We start from the raw sequence: 14,341 nt of genomic DNA, 5'->3' as shown, positions 1-14,341 counted from the left end.
CTTAATTTATTATAAACTAAAGTACAGTTTTTGTCAAATAACGTTATAAATTAAATTATATTGTTCGGATTTTATTGTGTAAATAACAAAAGAAAGGAGAGATTATTTTCTCCCCACTTCTTCTCTATCCTAATAATACTCGCCTTGGCGGTAGTCCCATGAGTTAAAGGAGTCTGACAGGTGCATCATAATCTTATCAATGTCAAGCCCTTTGCGGATTACAACTGGAGCTGGTGAAGTTGAACGTGCTCCTCCTTGTTCTGGGATGAGTTTACCGTCTTTATCGACCATAGAGACCATCACACCTTGCTCGTAGCGTGTTTCAATCGTTTTGTCAGGCTGGATAGATGCCACATAGTCGTCCGCCTCGATAACAAGGTCAACTGCCCCTTCGATGCGTTCTCCGATACCCTCTACCTTACCACGATTTCCTTTTCCAGATGGGTTAGCTGATGAGGCATAAACCATCTTGCCTTCTTCCCAAAGTTTGGCAGCCAATTGTTCACCAGCTTTCCCAAACTTGATAACGAAACAGCTAGTACCACGCACATCAGTCATCAGTTCTTCACGGCCATCACCGTATGCTTTGAGTTTTTCAAAGGCTTCTGGTTTCCAAGGAAGGATACAACCAAGAAGAATATCTTCATCCCAATGTTTTTGGTAGAAGGCTTCAATTTCTGGGTTGAGTTGTGCTAAAGCACGAAGCTCATCCATGCTACCACAGAGAACCACACCTGGTTTATTACGGTTACGTTCTTTAGCTGCGAACTTGCGTTCGAGTCCTGCCTTATCACTGGTCATGATGATGTAACCAACTTTTGTAGGGCAAACGATACATCCGCCCTCACCTTTTAAAATGTCATAGCCTTCTTGTGAAAGTGTTCCGTTCCATTGAATGTGTTTTGTCATAGTTCTATTTCCTTTTCTATTTTTCTTCTAACCCTGCCAGTAGGCTGGTCGTTGTTTTTCATAAGCAGCAATCAAATCTTCGTACTGCAAGGTAATTCCGATATCATCCAAACCATTTAAGAGCTTGTGTTTCCACTCGCTATCGATTTCGAAAGTGAATTCTCCAACTGGTGAGATGATTTTCTGTTGTTCCAAGTCCACAGTTATCTGGTCAGTCGGTTGTAGCTGGGCTAGTTTCTCTCGAACCTCTCTGGGTTGAACAATAGGCAACATGCCATTATTGAGTTCATTATTGTAATGAATATCCCCAAAAGACCCTGCAATCACGACTTTAAAACCGTAGTCTGCTAGAGCCCAAGCTGCGTGTTCCCTCGAAGACCCTGCGCCGAAGTTATCCCCTGAAATGAGAATACTGGCTTTGCGATATTCAGGTCGGTTAAATACAAAGTCTGGGTCCTCAGTATAGAGATCGTCCAGATAACGCCAAGCATACATGAGGTACTTACCAAAGCCTTTTTTATCAATTAACTTGAGAAACTGCTTGGGTAGGATTTGGTCGGTGTCGATGTTATCATTCATGAGAGGAACGGTCGTTCCTGTATAAACTGTAAATTTCTCCATATCCTCTCCTTACTGGGCTTCTGGCATTTGTCGAACATCTACGAAGCGCCCTGCAATAGCTGCCGCAGCTGCCATGGCTGGACTGCAGAGATGGGTCTTAGCTCCAAATCCCTGCCTGTCTTCAAAGTTTCGATTGCTGGTTGAGGCGCAGTGAACACCATCAGGTACCTTGTCAGGATTCATCCCTAGGCACATAGAACAACCTGGGTCTCTCCACTCAAAACCAGCATCTAGAAAGACCTTGTCCAAGCCCAACTTCTCAGCAGCTCGTTTGACAGGACGAGAGCCCGGAACCACGATAGCCGTTAGGTTAGGAGCAATCTTCTTTCCTTTAACAAATCGAGCAGCTAGTTGCAAGTCACTGAGACGAGCATTGGTACAAGAACCGATAAAGATATAGCCTAGTTCAATATCAGCTGGCTTTTGACCAGGCTCCAAGTCCATGTAATTGTAGGCTCGCTCATCATTCATATCCTTAATTTCTGGGAAGCTACTGTCAAAGTCAACCCCCATAGCAGGATTGGTGCCCCAAGTCACCATGGGAGCCAAGTCTGAGACATCCATCCGGATAACCTTATCGTAAACGGCATCCTCATCACTGACAATTGTTTTCCAATCCGCCACAGCCTCTTCGAAATTCTCTGGAACACACTCGCGACCCTTGAGATAATCATAGGTGGTTTGGTCCGGATTCATGATTCCCATCTTAGATCCAAACTCGATGGACATATTGCAGATGGTCATTCGCTCTTCCATGCTCAGTGCATCAATAGCTTGACCCCGATATTCCACGACATAACCAACACCACAGGCAACGCCGTACTTGGCAATCAAGGCTAAAATGTAATCCTTGGAATAAACTCCTTTTTGAGGAACACCTGTAAATTCCACCAGCATTTTCTTGGGTTTGACCTGCCAGAGTGTCTGGGTAGCGAAGACATGTTCGACCTCACTGGTCCCAATTCCAAAGGCGATAGCTCCGAAAGCACCGTGAGTTGCTGTATGGCTATCCCCACAGACGATAAATTTCCCTGGTTGGGTTCGTCCTGTTTCTGGACCAACCATGTGAACGATCCCCTGTTTTTCAGAACCGTGGGCCGCATGTTCAATCCCAAATTCCTCAACATTTTCAGCAAGCTTATCAATTTGAGCCTTAGAAATCACATCTCGAATATCGTAGATATTGACTGTCGGAACATTGTGGTCAAAGGTTCCAAATGTCAAGTCTGGTCGTCTCAATCTGCGACCTGCATCTCGCAAACCTTGAAAGGCTTGAGGGCTGGTCACTTCATGAATATAGTGCTGATCCACATACATGAGTTGCGGCTGCCCCTCTTCTCCTGTGATGACATGACGGTCCCATAATTTATCAAAAATCGATTTTCCTGCCATCCATTACCTCCAAATAAAATATAAGGCTACTAGTGTGGTCACCATCCCGAGAAACCAAACTGTCTTAAAGTACCATTTTCTAGTCTTGTGATGAAAAGTAATTCCTGCTAACCAAGCTCCAAAACCACCACAAGTAAAGGCTAAAATGAGTAAGATTTTCTCTGGGATGCGCCAAGCTCTTCTCCTTGCCTTGGATTTGTCAATACCATAAATCAAGAAAACCATGACATTCCAAATCAAAAGGACTAGAGTAATTTTTTCGTCTAACTTCATAACCTTGCAATAATAGCTTCCGTCATTTCATTGGTCGAAGCCTGTCCACCTATATCTCTCGTTAAAATGCCAGCCGCTAAACTTGCCTCAACAGCACGCTCGATACGTTCCGCATCCTCATAACGTCCAAAACTGTCTCTCAACATCATGGCAACTGATAAAATCATGGAAATAGGATTAGCAATTCCTTGACCTGCAATATCAGGTGCTGAACCGTGAATGGGCTCATAGAGGCTTGGACCCTTTTCAGAATGACTAGCTGATGGCATGACGCCAAGCGTGCCAGATAGAACGCTTGATTCATCAGAGAGAATATCTCCGAAAAGATTCTCTGTCACGATAACATCAAACTTGGCAGGATTGGTAATCATAAGCATAGCAGCTGAGTCGACCAATTGGTGTTCCAATGTTACATCTGGAAAATCCTGTGCGACCTCCTCAGCCACTCTACGCCAGAGTTTTGATGTAGCTAATACATTTTGCTTATCGATGCTAGTAACGATTTTTCTGCGATTTCTTGCAATTTCAAAGGCCTTACGAATAATCCGCTCCACTTCCTCATAACTATAGTCGTTGATATCACGCGCTTTTCTTTCTTCAAGGATATGATCCCCAAAATAAATCCCACCTGTCAACTCACGTACCACGACAAAGTCTACACCAGCAATTCGTTCCGGTTTGAGTGGTGACAAATGCTTAAGACTGTCAAAGATTTTTACAGGGCGAATATTAGCATAGAGATTGAGTTTCTTACGGAGAGCCAGCAAGCCTTGTTCAGGCCGAATCGCTGCCCCATCATACTGAGGACTACCGATAGCCGCTAGGAGAATGGCATCTGCTTCTCTACATGCCTTGAGGGTTTCATCAGGTAAGGGATGCCCTGCTGCATCAATACCTGCACCTCCGAAGGGTCGTCTGTCAACCTCATAGTCAAAATCTGTTTTTTCAGCTAGAGCCTCCAGAACTTCTAAACCAGCCTCCATGATTTCTGGGCCAATTCCGTCCCCTGCTAGAGCTACTATTTTCTTTGTCATAGCCTTCTCCTTTACACACTAGGCATATCGCGGTAAGAAACACTGCGTCCCATTTCACCAGCATTCTCTTTTTGAACAAAGGTATTGGCATTGATATAGGCAATTGCTGAAGCCTTCAACACATCGAAATCAAGACCTGCTGCGTTAAAGATGGTTTCTGTATCTCTGTTTTCAACAGTGACCAAGACCCGAGCCTGGGCATCAATACCATCTGTTACCGCATCAATGGTATAGGACACCAAGCGGACGGATTGATTAAAGAACTTGTCGATAGCGTTAAAGATCGCTTCAACGGAACCTTGACCTGTCGCATTAAATTCGACCTTCTCACCATCCATATTAGCCAGGCTAACGAGTGCTTCGATGTCATTATTCGCATGGGTTTGCAGTTGTAAATCATCAAAGTGGAATCCTTCTGGATTTTCAATCATAGTTCCAGCGACCAGCGCTCGAATATCTGCATCTGTGATTTCTTGTTTCTTGTCGGCCAGTGCCTTGAACTTGGCGAAGAGTGGTTTGATGTCCTCTTCTGTAAAGTCTAGGGCCAATTCTCTCAGTTTCTCGACAAAGGCATGGCGACCAGACAATTTTCCAAGTGGGAGGCTATTACTCTTGACACCGACCAATTCAGGGGTGATAATCTCATAAGTAAGAGGATTTTTAAGGACTCCATCTTGGTGAATACCAGATTCGTGAGAAAAGGCATTGCCACCAACAACGGCCTTGTTTTTAGGAACTGGAATTCCTGAGAAGCGAGAAACCATTTCTGACGTATTGATGGTCTCATTTAGGACAATACTGGTTTCTGCTTGGTAGTAGTCTTGGCGAATATTGAGAGCAACTGCTATTTCTTCCAAAGCAGCATTTCCAGCTCTCTCACCAATACCGTTGATAGTTCCTTCAACACGTCCTGCCCCATTCTTGACAGCAGCAAGGCTATTAGCCACTGCCATTCCAAGGTCATCGTGACAGTGAGGCGAATAGATGATCTGACGATCCGTCTTGACATTCTCAATCAAGTATTTGAAGATAGCTCCGTACTCCTCTGGCGTGGTAAATCCAACCGTATCAGGAATATTGATATAAGTCGCACCTGCATCAACCGCTGTTTGAACAACTTGCAAGAGGAAATCCAACTCTGTTCTAGTTGCATCTTCTGGAGAGAATTCTACCACTTCAAACTTAGAACGGGCATAAGAAACATGCTCACTGATTGCTTCCAAAATCTCTTCCTTGCTCTTATTGAGTTTATACTTACGATGAATCGGACTGGTAGCAATAAAGACGTGAACTTGTGGATACTTGGCGTCCTTGAGGGCTTCATAACAAGCATCAATATCAGACTTGACCGAACGTGCCAAACCAGTCACCGCTGTTTTCTTCAAGGCCTTAGCAATCTCCTGCACTGCCGTAAATGAGTCTGGGCTAGCCGCTGGAAAACCAGCTTCAATGGCCGAAATGCCCCATTTCTCCAGCTGTCTTGCTATGGCAATTTTTTCCTTGATTGAAAAGTTAACACCGGGTGTCTGCTCTCCATCCCGAAGACTGGTATCTAGAAATTCAACTGTTCGCATAAGATTTCCCCTTTTCCAAATGTGATTTTAAAAAAACATCTCGCTCAGAAACCCAAGCGAGATGTTGATTTACTCCCGCTTGGTAAGCCAAACAGGACTAATGCTTTTTGCACTAGCCCGAGTACCTCAACAACAAAGCAAATTGATTAAACTTAGCTGTTTTCATGTTTGACTTTCTCCTTCGTTTGATATCTTGTTTAGTATTTTAGCATAGACAAAAGCGCTTGTCAAGAAAAAATCCAATATTTTCTGAAAATTTCTTCAGTAGAGAATATTTTGCTAATTGAAAGTTATTGAAAAAATCTTGAAATGTTTCATTATTTAGAGGTTAACTTCCAACTTCTTTCTATCAATTCCAGTACTTCTTCATCTACCAAAGTATCATCAAGCGTCACACTAATCCAGTAGCGTTTGTTCATATGAAAAGCTGGATAAATGCCCTTTTTTGAAAGCAAATCAGCTACTTGGTCATGCTTGAGATTGACTGCTTCCACTTGTCCTTCTCTGCCCTTTTCCAACTTATTCCAAGAGATTTTCATCAAGACGGCATACCACTTTTTGTTGCCTTCATGTCTTAACACTGCCGTATCAGGAGATTTCTCCCACAGATATTCCAACTGATTACCATATTTTTCCTGAACTTGAGCCATGATACGCTTAGTCTGAGGACAGACAAAATCTTGCACATCAAAACAAGCCTTCCGAATCTGGTAGAGAATCTCCAGACAAGCCTCACGGACATTTCCAACAAAACTTCCTGTCATACTTTCCATATGAACTTGAGGATAGAGGTCACCCATTTCCTGATCAAAGACCTGAAAACGCACATTTTCAGTAGTGATGGAGACTGTCATGACAAAGTCACCCTGCAAAATCTGGCAACTATAGGTCCAAACTCCACTATTTTCTATAAAACCATAAGCATGAGCCTTTTCTTGATTAAATTGATAGGATTTAAAAATTTCAAACATAAGTGAAAACTGCTACCAAAAGCTAGCAGTTCCTTTCTATTTTTTAAAAGACAACCTTGGTTCCATGTAATTGTGTCACGCCTAGCTGGTCGATAAAGGTTTGACGGTTGTCCAAGTCAATCCCCCCACCTGGTAGAATTTCAATTTTACCTTTAGCATGCTCCAAAATTCTGTGATAGTGGGCAAAACGTTTTTCTAAGGAGTCACCAGACACACCAGCACGAGTTAGGATACGAGTAACACCAGCTTGGCTGAGCCAGTCAATAGCTTCCAACTGGTCTTCTTCGCTCAATTCATCAAAGGCCATGTGGAAGACAATTTCCATTCCTTTTGATGCAGCTATCAACTTTTCAAGATTAGCTTTATCCAACTTCTTATCAGCAGTTAAAGCCCCAAAAACAACCCCTTGACTTCCAGCCTGAGCAGTCAAACGAATGTCTTCTAGCATGATTGCAATTTCTAGGTCATTATAGACAAAGTCGCCACCACGTGGACGAATCATGGTCATGATGGTCGTATCGTAGTTAGCTGCCAATTCAACCGCCGCCTTGGTCACTCCATAGCTGGGTGTTGTTCCTCCCACTGCTAGATTATCACAGAGTTCGATTCGACGAGCTCCAGCCTGCATAGCTTTTTCAAGCAAGGTCACATTTTCAGCACAAAATTCGTAAATCATTTGATTCTCCTTGAGTATTACTTTAAATTTATTATATCATATTGTTGTGAATATGCTTTCATTTATATCAAGGAAAACTGTTACTATTTTTTATTCTTTGTCCGGAATGACCTTGAAGAGATAATAAGTGATAAAGATGGTCAAGGCTCCCAGACCGATTTTGACTGGTAAAAGAGGGGCAAAATAAATGGAAATTCCCATCAAGATGTAGATAGATACGATGATTTTTTTCTTACGTTCACGCGCAATAGACCTAGTCTCGCGAAAATCAGCAACATATGCTTGATAGAGCTTGGTATGATAAAGCCAATCTTCGAAACGCTTGGAACTTCTGGAGAAACAAGCAATAGACAACAAAAGGAAAGGCGTTGTAGGCAACAAGGGTAAAACAACCCCAACAATTGCCAAGGCCAGTGATAAAAAACCAATTATCAGATAGATAAGACGCATAACTACTCCTAATTAAAATAATCTTCTTCTAGTTTCGCATAAAATGATGAATTTTGTCAAGTTCCAACCAAAAGAGCCTGAAATTCACTTTCAGGACTCTCTTCTTATTTAATCTTTTCTTCTTCGTAGTCACCCTTGCTACAAACAACCTGCTTGCCACCACCACGGACTTTTTTCTCCATGAGGAAGTTGCCACATTTTGGACAGTCACGACCAACAGGCTTGTCCCAAGATGTAAATTCACAGTCTGGATAGCGATTGCAACCATAGAAAAGGCGGTTACGTTTTGTTTTACGCTCAATGATTTGTCCCTGATGACAACTTGGACACTCAACACCAATCTCTTTCACGATTGCTTGGGTATGACGGCAATCTGGAAAATTGCTACAAGCGTAGAACTTACCAAATCGACCAAGTTTAATGACCATTGGGCTACCACACACTTCACAATCAAATCCAGCTGGTTCATCCTTGATTTGGATTTTCTCCATTTCTTCTTCAGCCTTGGCAACCTCTTTAGAGAATGGTTTGTAAAAGGCATCAATGACACGTTGCCACTGCTCTTTTCCGACTTCGACATCATCCAGTTTGCCTTCCATTTCAGCTGTGAAGGTCACGTTTACGATATCTGGGAAATATTCAACGATGAGCTTATTAACAATTTCTCCCAACTCTGTCGGTTCAAAACGTTTGGCTGCAAGGCGAACATAATAACGTTTCTGAATAGTTTCAATGGTGGGCGCATAGGTGGACGGACGTCCAACCCCATTTTCCTCCAAGGTCTTGATCAGTGTCGCTTCAGAATAACGAGCAGGCGGTTGGGTGAAATGTTGCTCTGGTTTGCTATTAACCTGTTTCACCACATCTCCAACAGCCATGTCCGGTAACATCTTATTCTTGTCAGAATCATTATAAATGGCAAGATAACCATCAAACTTAACCTGACTACCATTGGCAGCAAATTGAACCCCATTTTGAGACAATTTAACGGCCATGGTATCAAAGACAGCAGCTGTCATCTGGCTTGCTACAAAACGATTCCAAATAAGAGTATAAAGCTTGAGTTGATCCTTGTCCAGATACTTAGCGATGCTTTCCGGTGTATTAAAGACACTTGACGGACGAATAGCCTCATGGGCATCCTGAGCACCTGATGCATTTTTGACCTTGCTACCATGCTTAGAATATTTGCTACCAAAACGGTCCGTAATGAAACTTGCTGCTTCGTTCTGCGCTACTGGACTGATACGAGTCGAATCGGTACGCATATAGGTAATCAAACCTTGCACACCAGAACCGATATTGATCCCTTCATAGAGCTGTTGGGCAACCATCATGGTCTTTCGAGTACGGAAGTTAATTTTATTGGCAGCATCCATCTGCATAGATGAAGTAGTATAGGGTAATGGAGCATTGCGCTTGCGCTCTTTCTTATCTACCTGATCCACTGAAAAGTCTTTACTAGTCAGACGAGACATAACTTCCTTGACCTCGTCATTACTAGTCAGTTTCAGCTTTTTGCCATCTACTCCATAGAAGGAAGCCTGAAATTGCTTGGTTCCCTTTTTAAAGACAGCATCAATTGTCCAGTATTCTTCTGGCTGGAAAGAATTGATTTCATTTTCACGGTCAATGATTAACTTAAGCGCAATAGACTGAACGCGACCTGCTGACAAGCCCTTCTTGACCTTTTTCCACAAAATAGGCGAAATCGAATAGCCCACCAAGCGGTCTAGGACACGACGAGCCTGTTGGGCATTGACCAAGTCCATATCAATCTTGCGAGGTTCTTTAAAAGCATTTTTGACCGCATCCTTGGTGATTTCATTGAAGACCACACGGTTGGCATCATTTTCATCCAAATTGAGAATATGGGACAAATGCCAAGAAATCGCTTCTCCTTCACGGTCCGGGTCACTTGCGAGAAAGACTTTATTAGCTTTTTTGGCTTCTTTTTTCAAGTCATTGATAAGAGGACCTTTTCCTCGGATATTGATATATTGCGGTTCATAATTATTTTCAATATCGACGGACATACTGGATTTCTTCAAATCACGTATATGCCCGACACTGGCTAAAACCTTGTAGTTTCTGCCTAGATATTTTTCAATCGTTTTCGCCTTAGCAGGCGACTCCACGATGACTAGATTTTTTTTAACTGTTGATTTTTTCTTTTTTGTTGCCGTAGCCACAGTATCACACCTTTTCAAAGTAATAAACTTTATAAAGTGTAAACCATTTTGCCATAACTGTCAAGACTTAGCTACTATAATAGAAGAAAAGTTTTATACTTAAGACCTCAGTCTTCCTTTGATATACATAGAAGACTCACGAGAAAAACCAGCTATTCTCAAGAAATTATTGTTCCTCAGACTCTGTATCAAATTTCTTGGCTTTTTCCTTTTCTTTCGCTTCCTTATCCTTGATATACTGGAAGAAATATTCTACCAGTTCTTCCTTGCTAAGTTGTTCTGAATCAGACAATTGGGAAACTTGAACAGAAACATCACTTAAACCATAGTCCCCCCTCTTACTGGAAATCATATCAAGCTCTTCTTCTGTCAAATAATTTCCTGAAATGGTTAGCTTTAGGGTATGATTCTTTTTAGAATAGGTTTTTTTCAAAATATTATGTCCCTGAAACTGCTCTGATATAAATTTATTAAGGGACTCTTTTTTAAACGTTTCTCTGACTAAAGTCGTTGCAGAGATGAAACTCGGAATCATCAGCAAAACAGCAACTAAAAGCAAAATCCTGCGCATTTTATAATCTTCTTCATTATCTCTAAAATAGTGCTTCTTAACCATCATCAACCTGACACCTATATAAGTCGCAATGACAATAAAGCTACAATTGATGAGGAATAGGTAAGAGGAGCCTATGATAAATTTTAGATTAGCAGAAGCAATAGCATAACCTACCGTACAAAGAGGAGGCATCAAGGCGGTTGCAATAGCGACACCAGGGACAATATTATTGGTCTCTTTTTTCCTAGCACCAATAATACCAGCTATCCCTCCTACAAAAGCAATGAGAACATCCCAAATAGTCGGAGAGGTTCTAGCAACAATCTCCGAACTAGCATACGAAATGGGAGAAAGATAAAAATAAAGTGTTGAAGCTATTAAACTGGCAAGAATTTGAATAGCTAATATTTTAAAAGATTTTCTTAACAATTTAAAATCAAATATAGCTAGAGAAAGCCCCACTCCCAGAATAGGTGTCATCAAAGGAGAGATTAACATGGCTCCAATAATCACGGGAGTCGAATCCATATTTAATCCGATAGAGGCGATAAGCATGGCACATAGCAAAATCGCTAAATCACTTCTGGAAAGTTCTAATTCTTCATATATTTTATTTCTAAATTCTACCAACGAATACAGTTTATTATTTGTCACAAATATCTTCCTTTCCTAGCTAACTAGTCACTAATACTCTTCGAAAATCTCTTCAAACCACGTCAGCTTCACCTTGCCGTAGATATATGTAACTGACTTCGTCAGTCTTATCTACAACCTCAAAGCAGTGCTTTGAGCAACCTGCGGCTAGCTTCCTAGTTTGCTCTTTGATTTTCATTGAGTATAAAATTCTAACAAACTCAATGCTTTAGTAGTCTGACATGCCAATCTCATGAGGTATTTTTATCATTTTCCATCATATCCTGACGCAACTATCTATTGCTATCTCTCATCAACTTCATTTCTAGTAAATGAAAATCAAACTCAAAATCTCACCGTAGCTTGCTCAAAACACAGCAAGGCAAAGCTGAACTGACGTAAAAAGATTTTCGAAGAGTATCATCATCAATTTCAGACCATTTTTTATAATAACCATTTTATTTTTATCTGTCAAGGTCTTTGAATTCTTTCTTAAACAAGCCTTGTAATCTCTACTTTTGAAGAATTTATTTTTCCTTACTGATAAGATTTTAGATGATACGCCCCCCTGACAGGAAGCTGACCAAGATTAGTCACAAGCAACTCTCCTTTCTCAATTACACTAAATTGCTTTCCTTCCTCTGGGAAAAGTCCTCCACTCTACTGATTCACTTAGAAAAAACGCATAAGATCAAGTGATGAAAAAACCTGATACTATGCGTTTTATTGTGGGAATATTTACTTCATTTTCTATTAAAAATTGATTTTTTCTCAGAATTCTAGCTTAAGTCATTTTTAAAATTCAAATTCTGCAAGCACATCTTGCCCGCTGGTGACCAATTTTGCTCCTTCTTGAATCAAATGATGGCAACCATCTGATAGTCCATCTAAAATGCTACCAGGTATAGCAAAAACATCGCGTCCTTCTTCCATTGCCCTCTCACAGGTAATAAGACTACCTGAGCGCATCTTAGCCTCTGCTACAATCACACCACGGCAAAGTCCAGCGATGATGCGATTACGGGCAGGAAAATGAAATTTCAGAGGTTGTTCACCAGGTCCATACTCACTGAGAATCAGATGATCATTGCCGATGTAGTCTTGCAAGCGTTTATTGGCTTTAGGATAAAACACATCCAGACCTGTTCCAATCACTGCAATGGTTTTTCCACCATTTTGAAGAACTGCCATATGAGCTGCTGTATCGATACCCTTGGCTAAGCCACTGACAATAACCAGTTCATTTTCCAAGCCTTGAATAATTTTTTCAACTGACTTAGCTCCCTGTTTGCTACAAGCACGACTTCCTACGACTGCTACCTTCGGGAATTTCAAGAGGTCAAGATTTCCCTTGTAAAATAAAAGTACAGGCGCATCATATATTTCACTCAAATCCCAAGGGTAACAGTCATCTAAAATAGAGAAAGATGGAAATTTTTGAAACTCCTTCTCCAAATGCGCATCATCTATCTGAAAATAACGTTCCATAAAAACAGCTGGATTTCGGCAACCTGATATATCTGCAATATCACCTAACAACAGTTCTTGATCAACATTTTCACCGTATTCTAGGACTGTCAAAATCTGTTGATTGGTCAAACCCGATTTTTTTAACTTATAGATTTCATAGTTTGTGATTTTCATAAATAACTCCATTTCTTTTTCTAGTCATCTATTTATTCGTAAAAAAATCAAAAAACATCCGACTATTTGTAATCCCCCAATAATGAAGTATATTGAAAAATCTCCAGACTAGAGAACTCATTGACGGTTCCTAATCTGGAGATTTTATTATTTCCTCATCATAGCTACAAAGCTACTCACTCAGTTCCTGAAAGTAGTGTTTTCTTCAAAACTAGACTTCTTCTTTGAGTTGACTGAGAACAGTCTTGATTTCAGAAATTAGTTCTGCTTCTTTTTGAGAATCTTTTTGATGGCTATCTACAAAGAGTCGTGCTTCATCAGCTAATTTCTTAGCCTTGTTTAGAACTTTTTTATCCTTGTCGCTAGCCTCTAGCTCAACTAGAAGTTGATTCAATTCTCTTAAAAGCTTATCTAGTTGAGAATTTTTCTTACGAGCCAACGCAAAGAGGAGAGCTCCTAGAAGAGAGAGCACTGCAGCTCCAAAGACACCATATAGAGGGACATCTGTCGCATTTGTAGGTTCCTTGGTACTTTCTGCTTCTTTATTTAAGTTTGACGCAGACTGACTCTTATCAGCTGATGTGCCAGTTTGTAGAGAATTGAGAACCTGTCTAACTTTAGCAAGGAGGTCTGCCAATTCTTGAGCTGTTAAGTTTTCATTATCAAGAGCTGCTTGCGCCTCTCCCAAAATACGCTGTGCTTCTTCAAGTACTTCAGGAGATAGACCTGCCAAGTCTTGCAAGCGACGTTCCAGATCCTCTACTAGAGTACGAAGTTCTGACTTGTCCACAGCCGATGGGTTTGTACCTGTTTGGGAATTCCCTACAAATCCAACGCTTCTACGAGCGCGACGTGGAGGAGTTCTTCGATTTCTTGTAGCAGATGGCGGATTCACAGGACTTGTCCCAGACTGATCTGTATCCGAAGGAGAAGCCGGTGTTTGACTACCATCCTTATCTTGGCCAGACAGTCTTCTACTATTAGCTTTAGCAATAGCCTCGGCTAGAATCTGATCCATGCTAGATAAAGCTGCTTGCTTCGCTCGATCGATTTCATCTTGTGTTTTGGCTTGATCAATTCTCTTAAGCGCGTCTTGAAGAACCTGTCTTACTTGGTTTTTAGCTTCCTCTTTTTCAAATAGAGAGAGATTCGCATTTTCGTCAATAAGAGCAAGGGTAAGATTAGCTTTTTGATCAAGTTTTTCGTAGGCTGCTGTATGCGTTGCTGGGGTTGGATTATCAACACTATCAATCGCAGTCAGACCATTCTGCTTAGCTTGTTCAACACCTGTTTGATTGGTTGCCGCATCAACTTTAGATTTCGCATCACGTAAGGCTGCTTCAACTTTGTTGATTGCCGCATCCCTCTCCTCTTTCGTAAGATGTTGGATACCATTAATCGTAGCCTTCTTCTCGT

14 protein-coding genes are annotated in these 14,341 nt (G+C 41.3%); all 14 read right to left on the bottom strand.

All coding sequences use genetic code 11. The features are described from left to right. Positions 1 to 129 precede the first annotated feature (129 nt). Positions 130 to 909 (bottom strand): Sua5/YciO/YrdC/YwlC family protein, encoded by a 780-nt coding sequence (locus tag HW098_RS02060; RefSeq protein WP_176139132.1) that lies wholly within the window; start codon positions 907 to 909, stop codon positions 130 to 132. Between the two features lie 27 nt (positions 910 to 936). After that, the gene (gene leuD, locus HW098_RS02055; RefSeq protein WP_176139131.1) at positions 937 to 1,530 is read right to left on the bottom strand and encodes a 3-isopropylmalate dehydratase small subunit; all 594 of its coding nucleotides are present in this window, start codon (positions 1,528 to 1,530) and stop codon (positions 937 to 939) included. A 9-nt stretch (positions 1,531 to 1,539) separates the two neighbouring features. Then, entirely contained in the window at positions 1,540 to 2,922 is a 1,383-nt protein-coding gene (gene leuC / locus HW098_RS02050) for a 3-isopropylmalate dehydratase large subunit (RefSeq protein WP_176139130.1), read from the bottom strand. Positions 2,923 to 2,925: 3 nt separating this feature from the next. Next, complete coding sequence (locus HW098_RS02045) at positions 2,926 to 3,195, bottom strand: DUF1294 domain-containing protein (RefSeq protein ID WP_049539794.1); 270 nt, start codon at positions 3,193 to 3,195, stop codon at positions 2,926 to 2,928. Continuing rightward, positions 3,192 to 4,229, bottom strand: a complete 1,038-nt coding sequence (gene leuB / locus HW098_RS02040; RefSeq protein ID WP_176139129.1) for a 3-isopropylmalate dehydrogenase — start codon at positions 4,227 to 4,229, stop codon at positions 3,192 to 3,194. The genes HW098_RS02045 and leuB overlap by 4 nt, the downstream gene beginning before the upstream one ends. 11 nt (positions 4,230 to 4,240) lie before the next feature. Then, positions 4,241 to 5,803, bottom strand: coding sequence for a 2-isopropylmalate synthase (locus tag HW098_RS02035; RefSeq protein ID WP_176139128.1), 1,563 nt, complete (start codon positions 5,801 to 5,803; stop codon positions 4,241 to 4,243). Between the two features lie 317 nt (positions 5,804 to 6,120). Next, the gene (locus HW098_RS02030) at positions 6,121 to 6,774 is read right to left on the bottom strand and encodes an MmcQ/YjbR family DNA-binding protein (RefSeq protein ID WP_176139127.1); all 654 of its coding nucleotides are present in this window, start codon (positions 6,772 to 6,774) and stop codon (positions 6,121 to 6,123) included. Positions 6,775 to 6,817: 43 nt separating this feature from the next. Continuing rightward, positions 6,818 to 7,450 (bottom strand): copper homeostasis protein CutC, encoded by a 633-nt coding sequence (locus HW098_RS02025; protein ID WP_176139126.1) that lies wholly within the window; start codon positions 7,448 to 7,450, stop codon positions 6,818 to 6,820. Positions 7,451 to 7,540: 90 nt separating this feature from the next. Beyond that, positions 7,541 to 7,900: a YbaN family protein gene (locus HW098_RS02020; protein ID WP_173252891.1), complete on the bottom strand. Its 360-nt coding sequence runs from the start codon at positions 7,898 to 7,900 to the stop codon at positions 7,541 to 7,543. A 104-nt stretch (positions 7,901 to 8,004) separates the two neighbouring features. Further along, the gene (topA, locus tag HW098_RS02015) at positions 8,005 to 10,092 is read right to left on the bottom strand and encodes a type I DNA topoisomerase (protein ID WP_176139125.1); all 2,088 of its coding nucleotides are present in this window, start codon (positions 10,090 to 10,092) and stop codon (positions 8,005 to 8,007) included. A 166-nt stretch (positions 10,093 to 10,258) separates the two neighbouring features. Beyond that, entirely contained in the window at positions 10,259 to 11,302 is a 1,044-nt protein-coding gene (locus HW098_RS02010) for a TIGR00341 family protein (protein ID WP_176139124.1), read from the bottom strand. A 52-nt stretch (positions 11,303 to 11,354) separates the two neighbouring features. Then, entirely contained in the window at positions 11,355 to 11,480 is a 126-nt protein-coding gene (locus HW098_RS10710; RefSeq protein ID WP_002892731.1) for a hypothetical protein, read from the bottom strand. 596 nt (positions 11,481 to 12,076) lie between these two features. Beyond that, entirely contained in the window at positions 12,077 to 12,925 is an 849-nt protein-coding gene (gene dprA / locus HW098_RS02005; protein ID WP_176139123.1) for a DNA-processing protein DprA, read from the bottom strand. A 211-nt stretch (positions 12,926 to 13,136) separates the two neighbouring features. Next, the coding region (locus tag HW098_RS02000; RefSeq protein ID WP_176139122.1) for a DUF1542 domain-containing protein at positions 13,137 to 14,341 on the bottom strand (1,205 nt) is incomplete at its 5' end.

Source organism: Streptococcus sp. 1453 (assembly GCF_013276955.1).
Taxonomy (GTDB): domain Bacteria; phylum Bacillota; class Bacilli; order Lactobacillales; family Streptococcaceae; genus Streptococcus.
The sequence above is the reverse complement of the archived record's forward strand: the minus strand, read 5'-3'. Positions and strand labels throughout refer to the sequence as shown.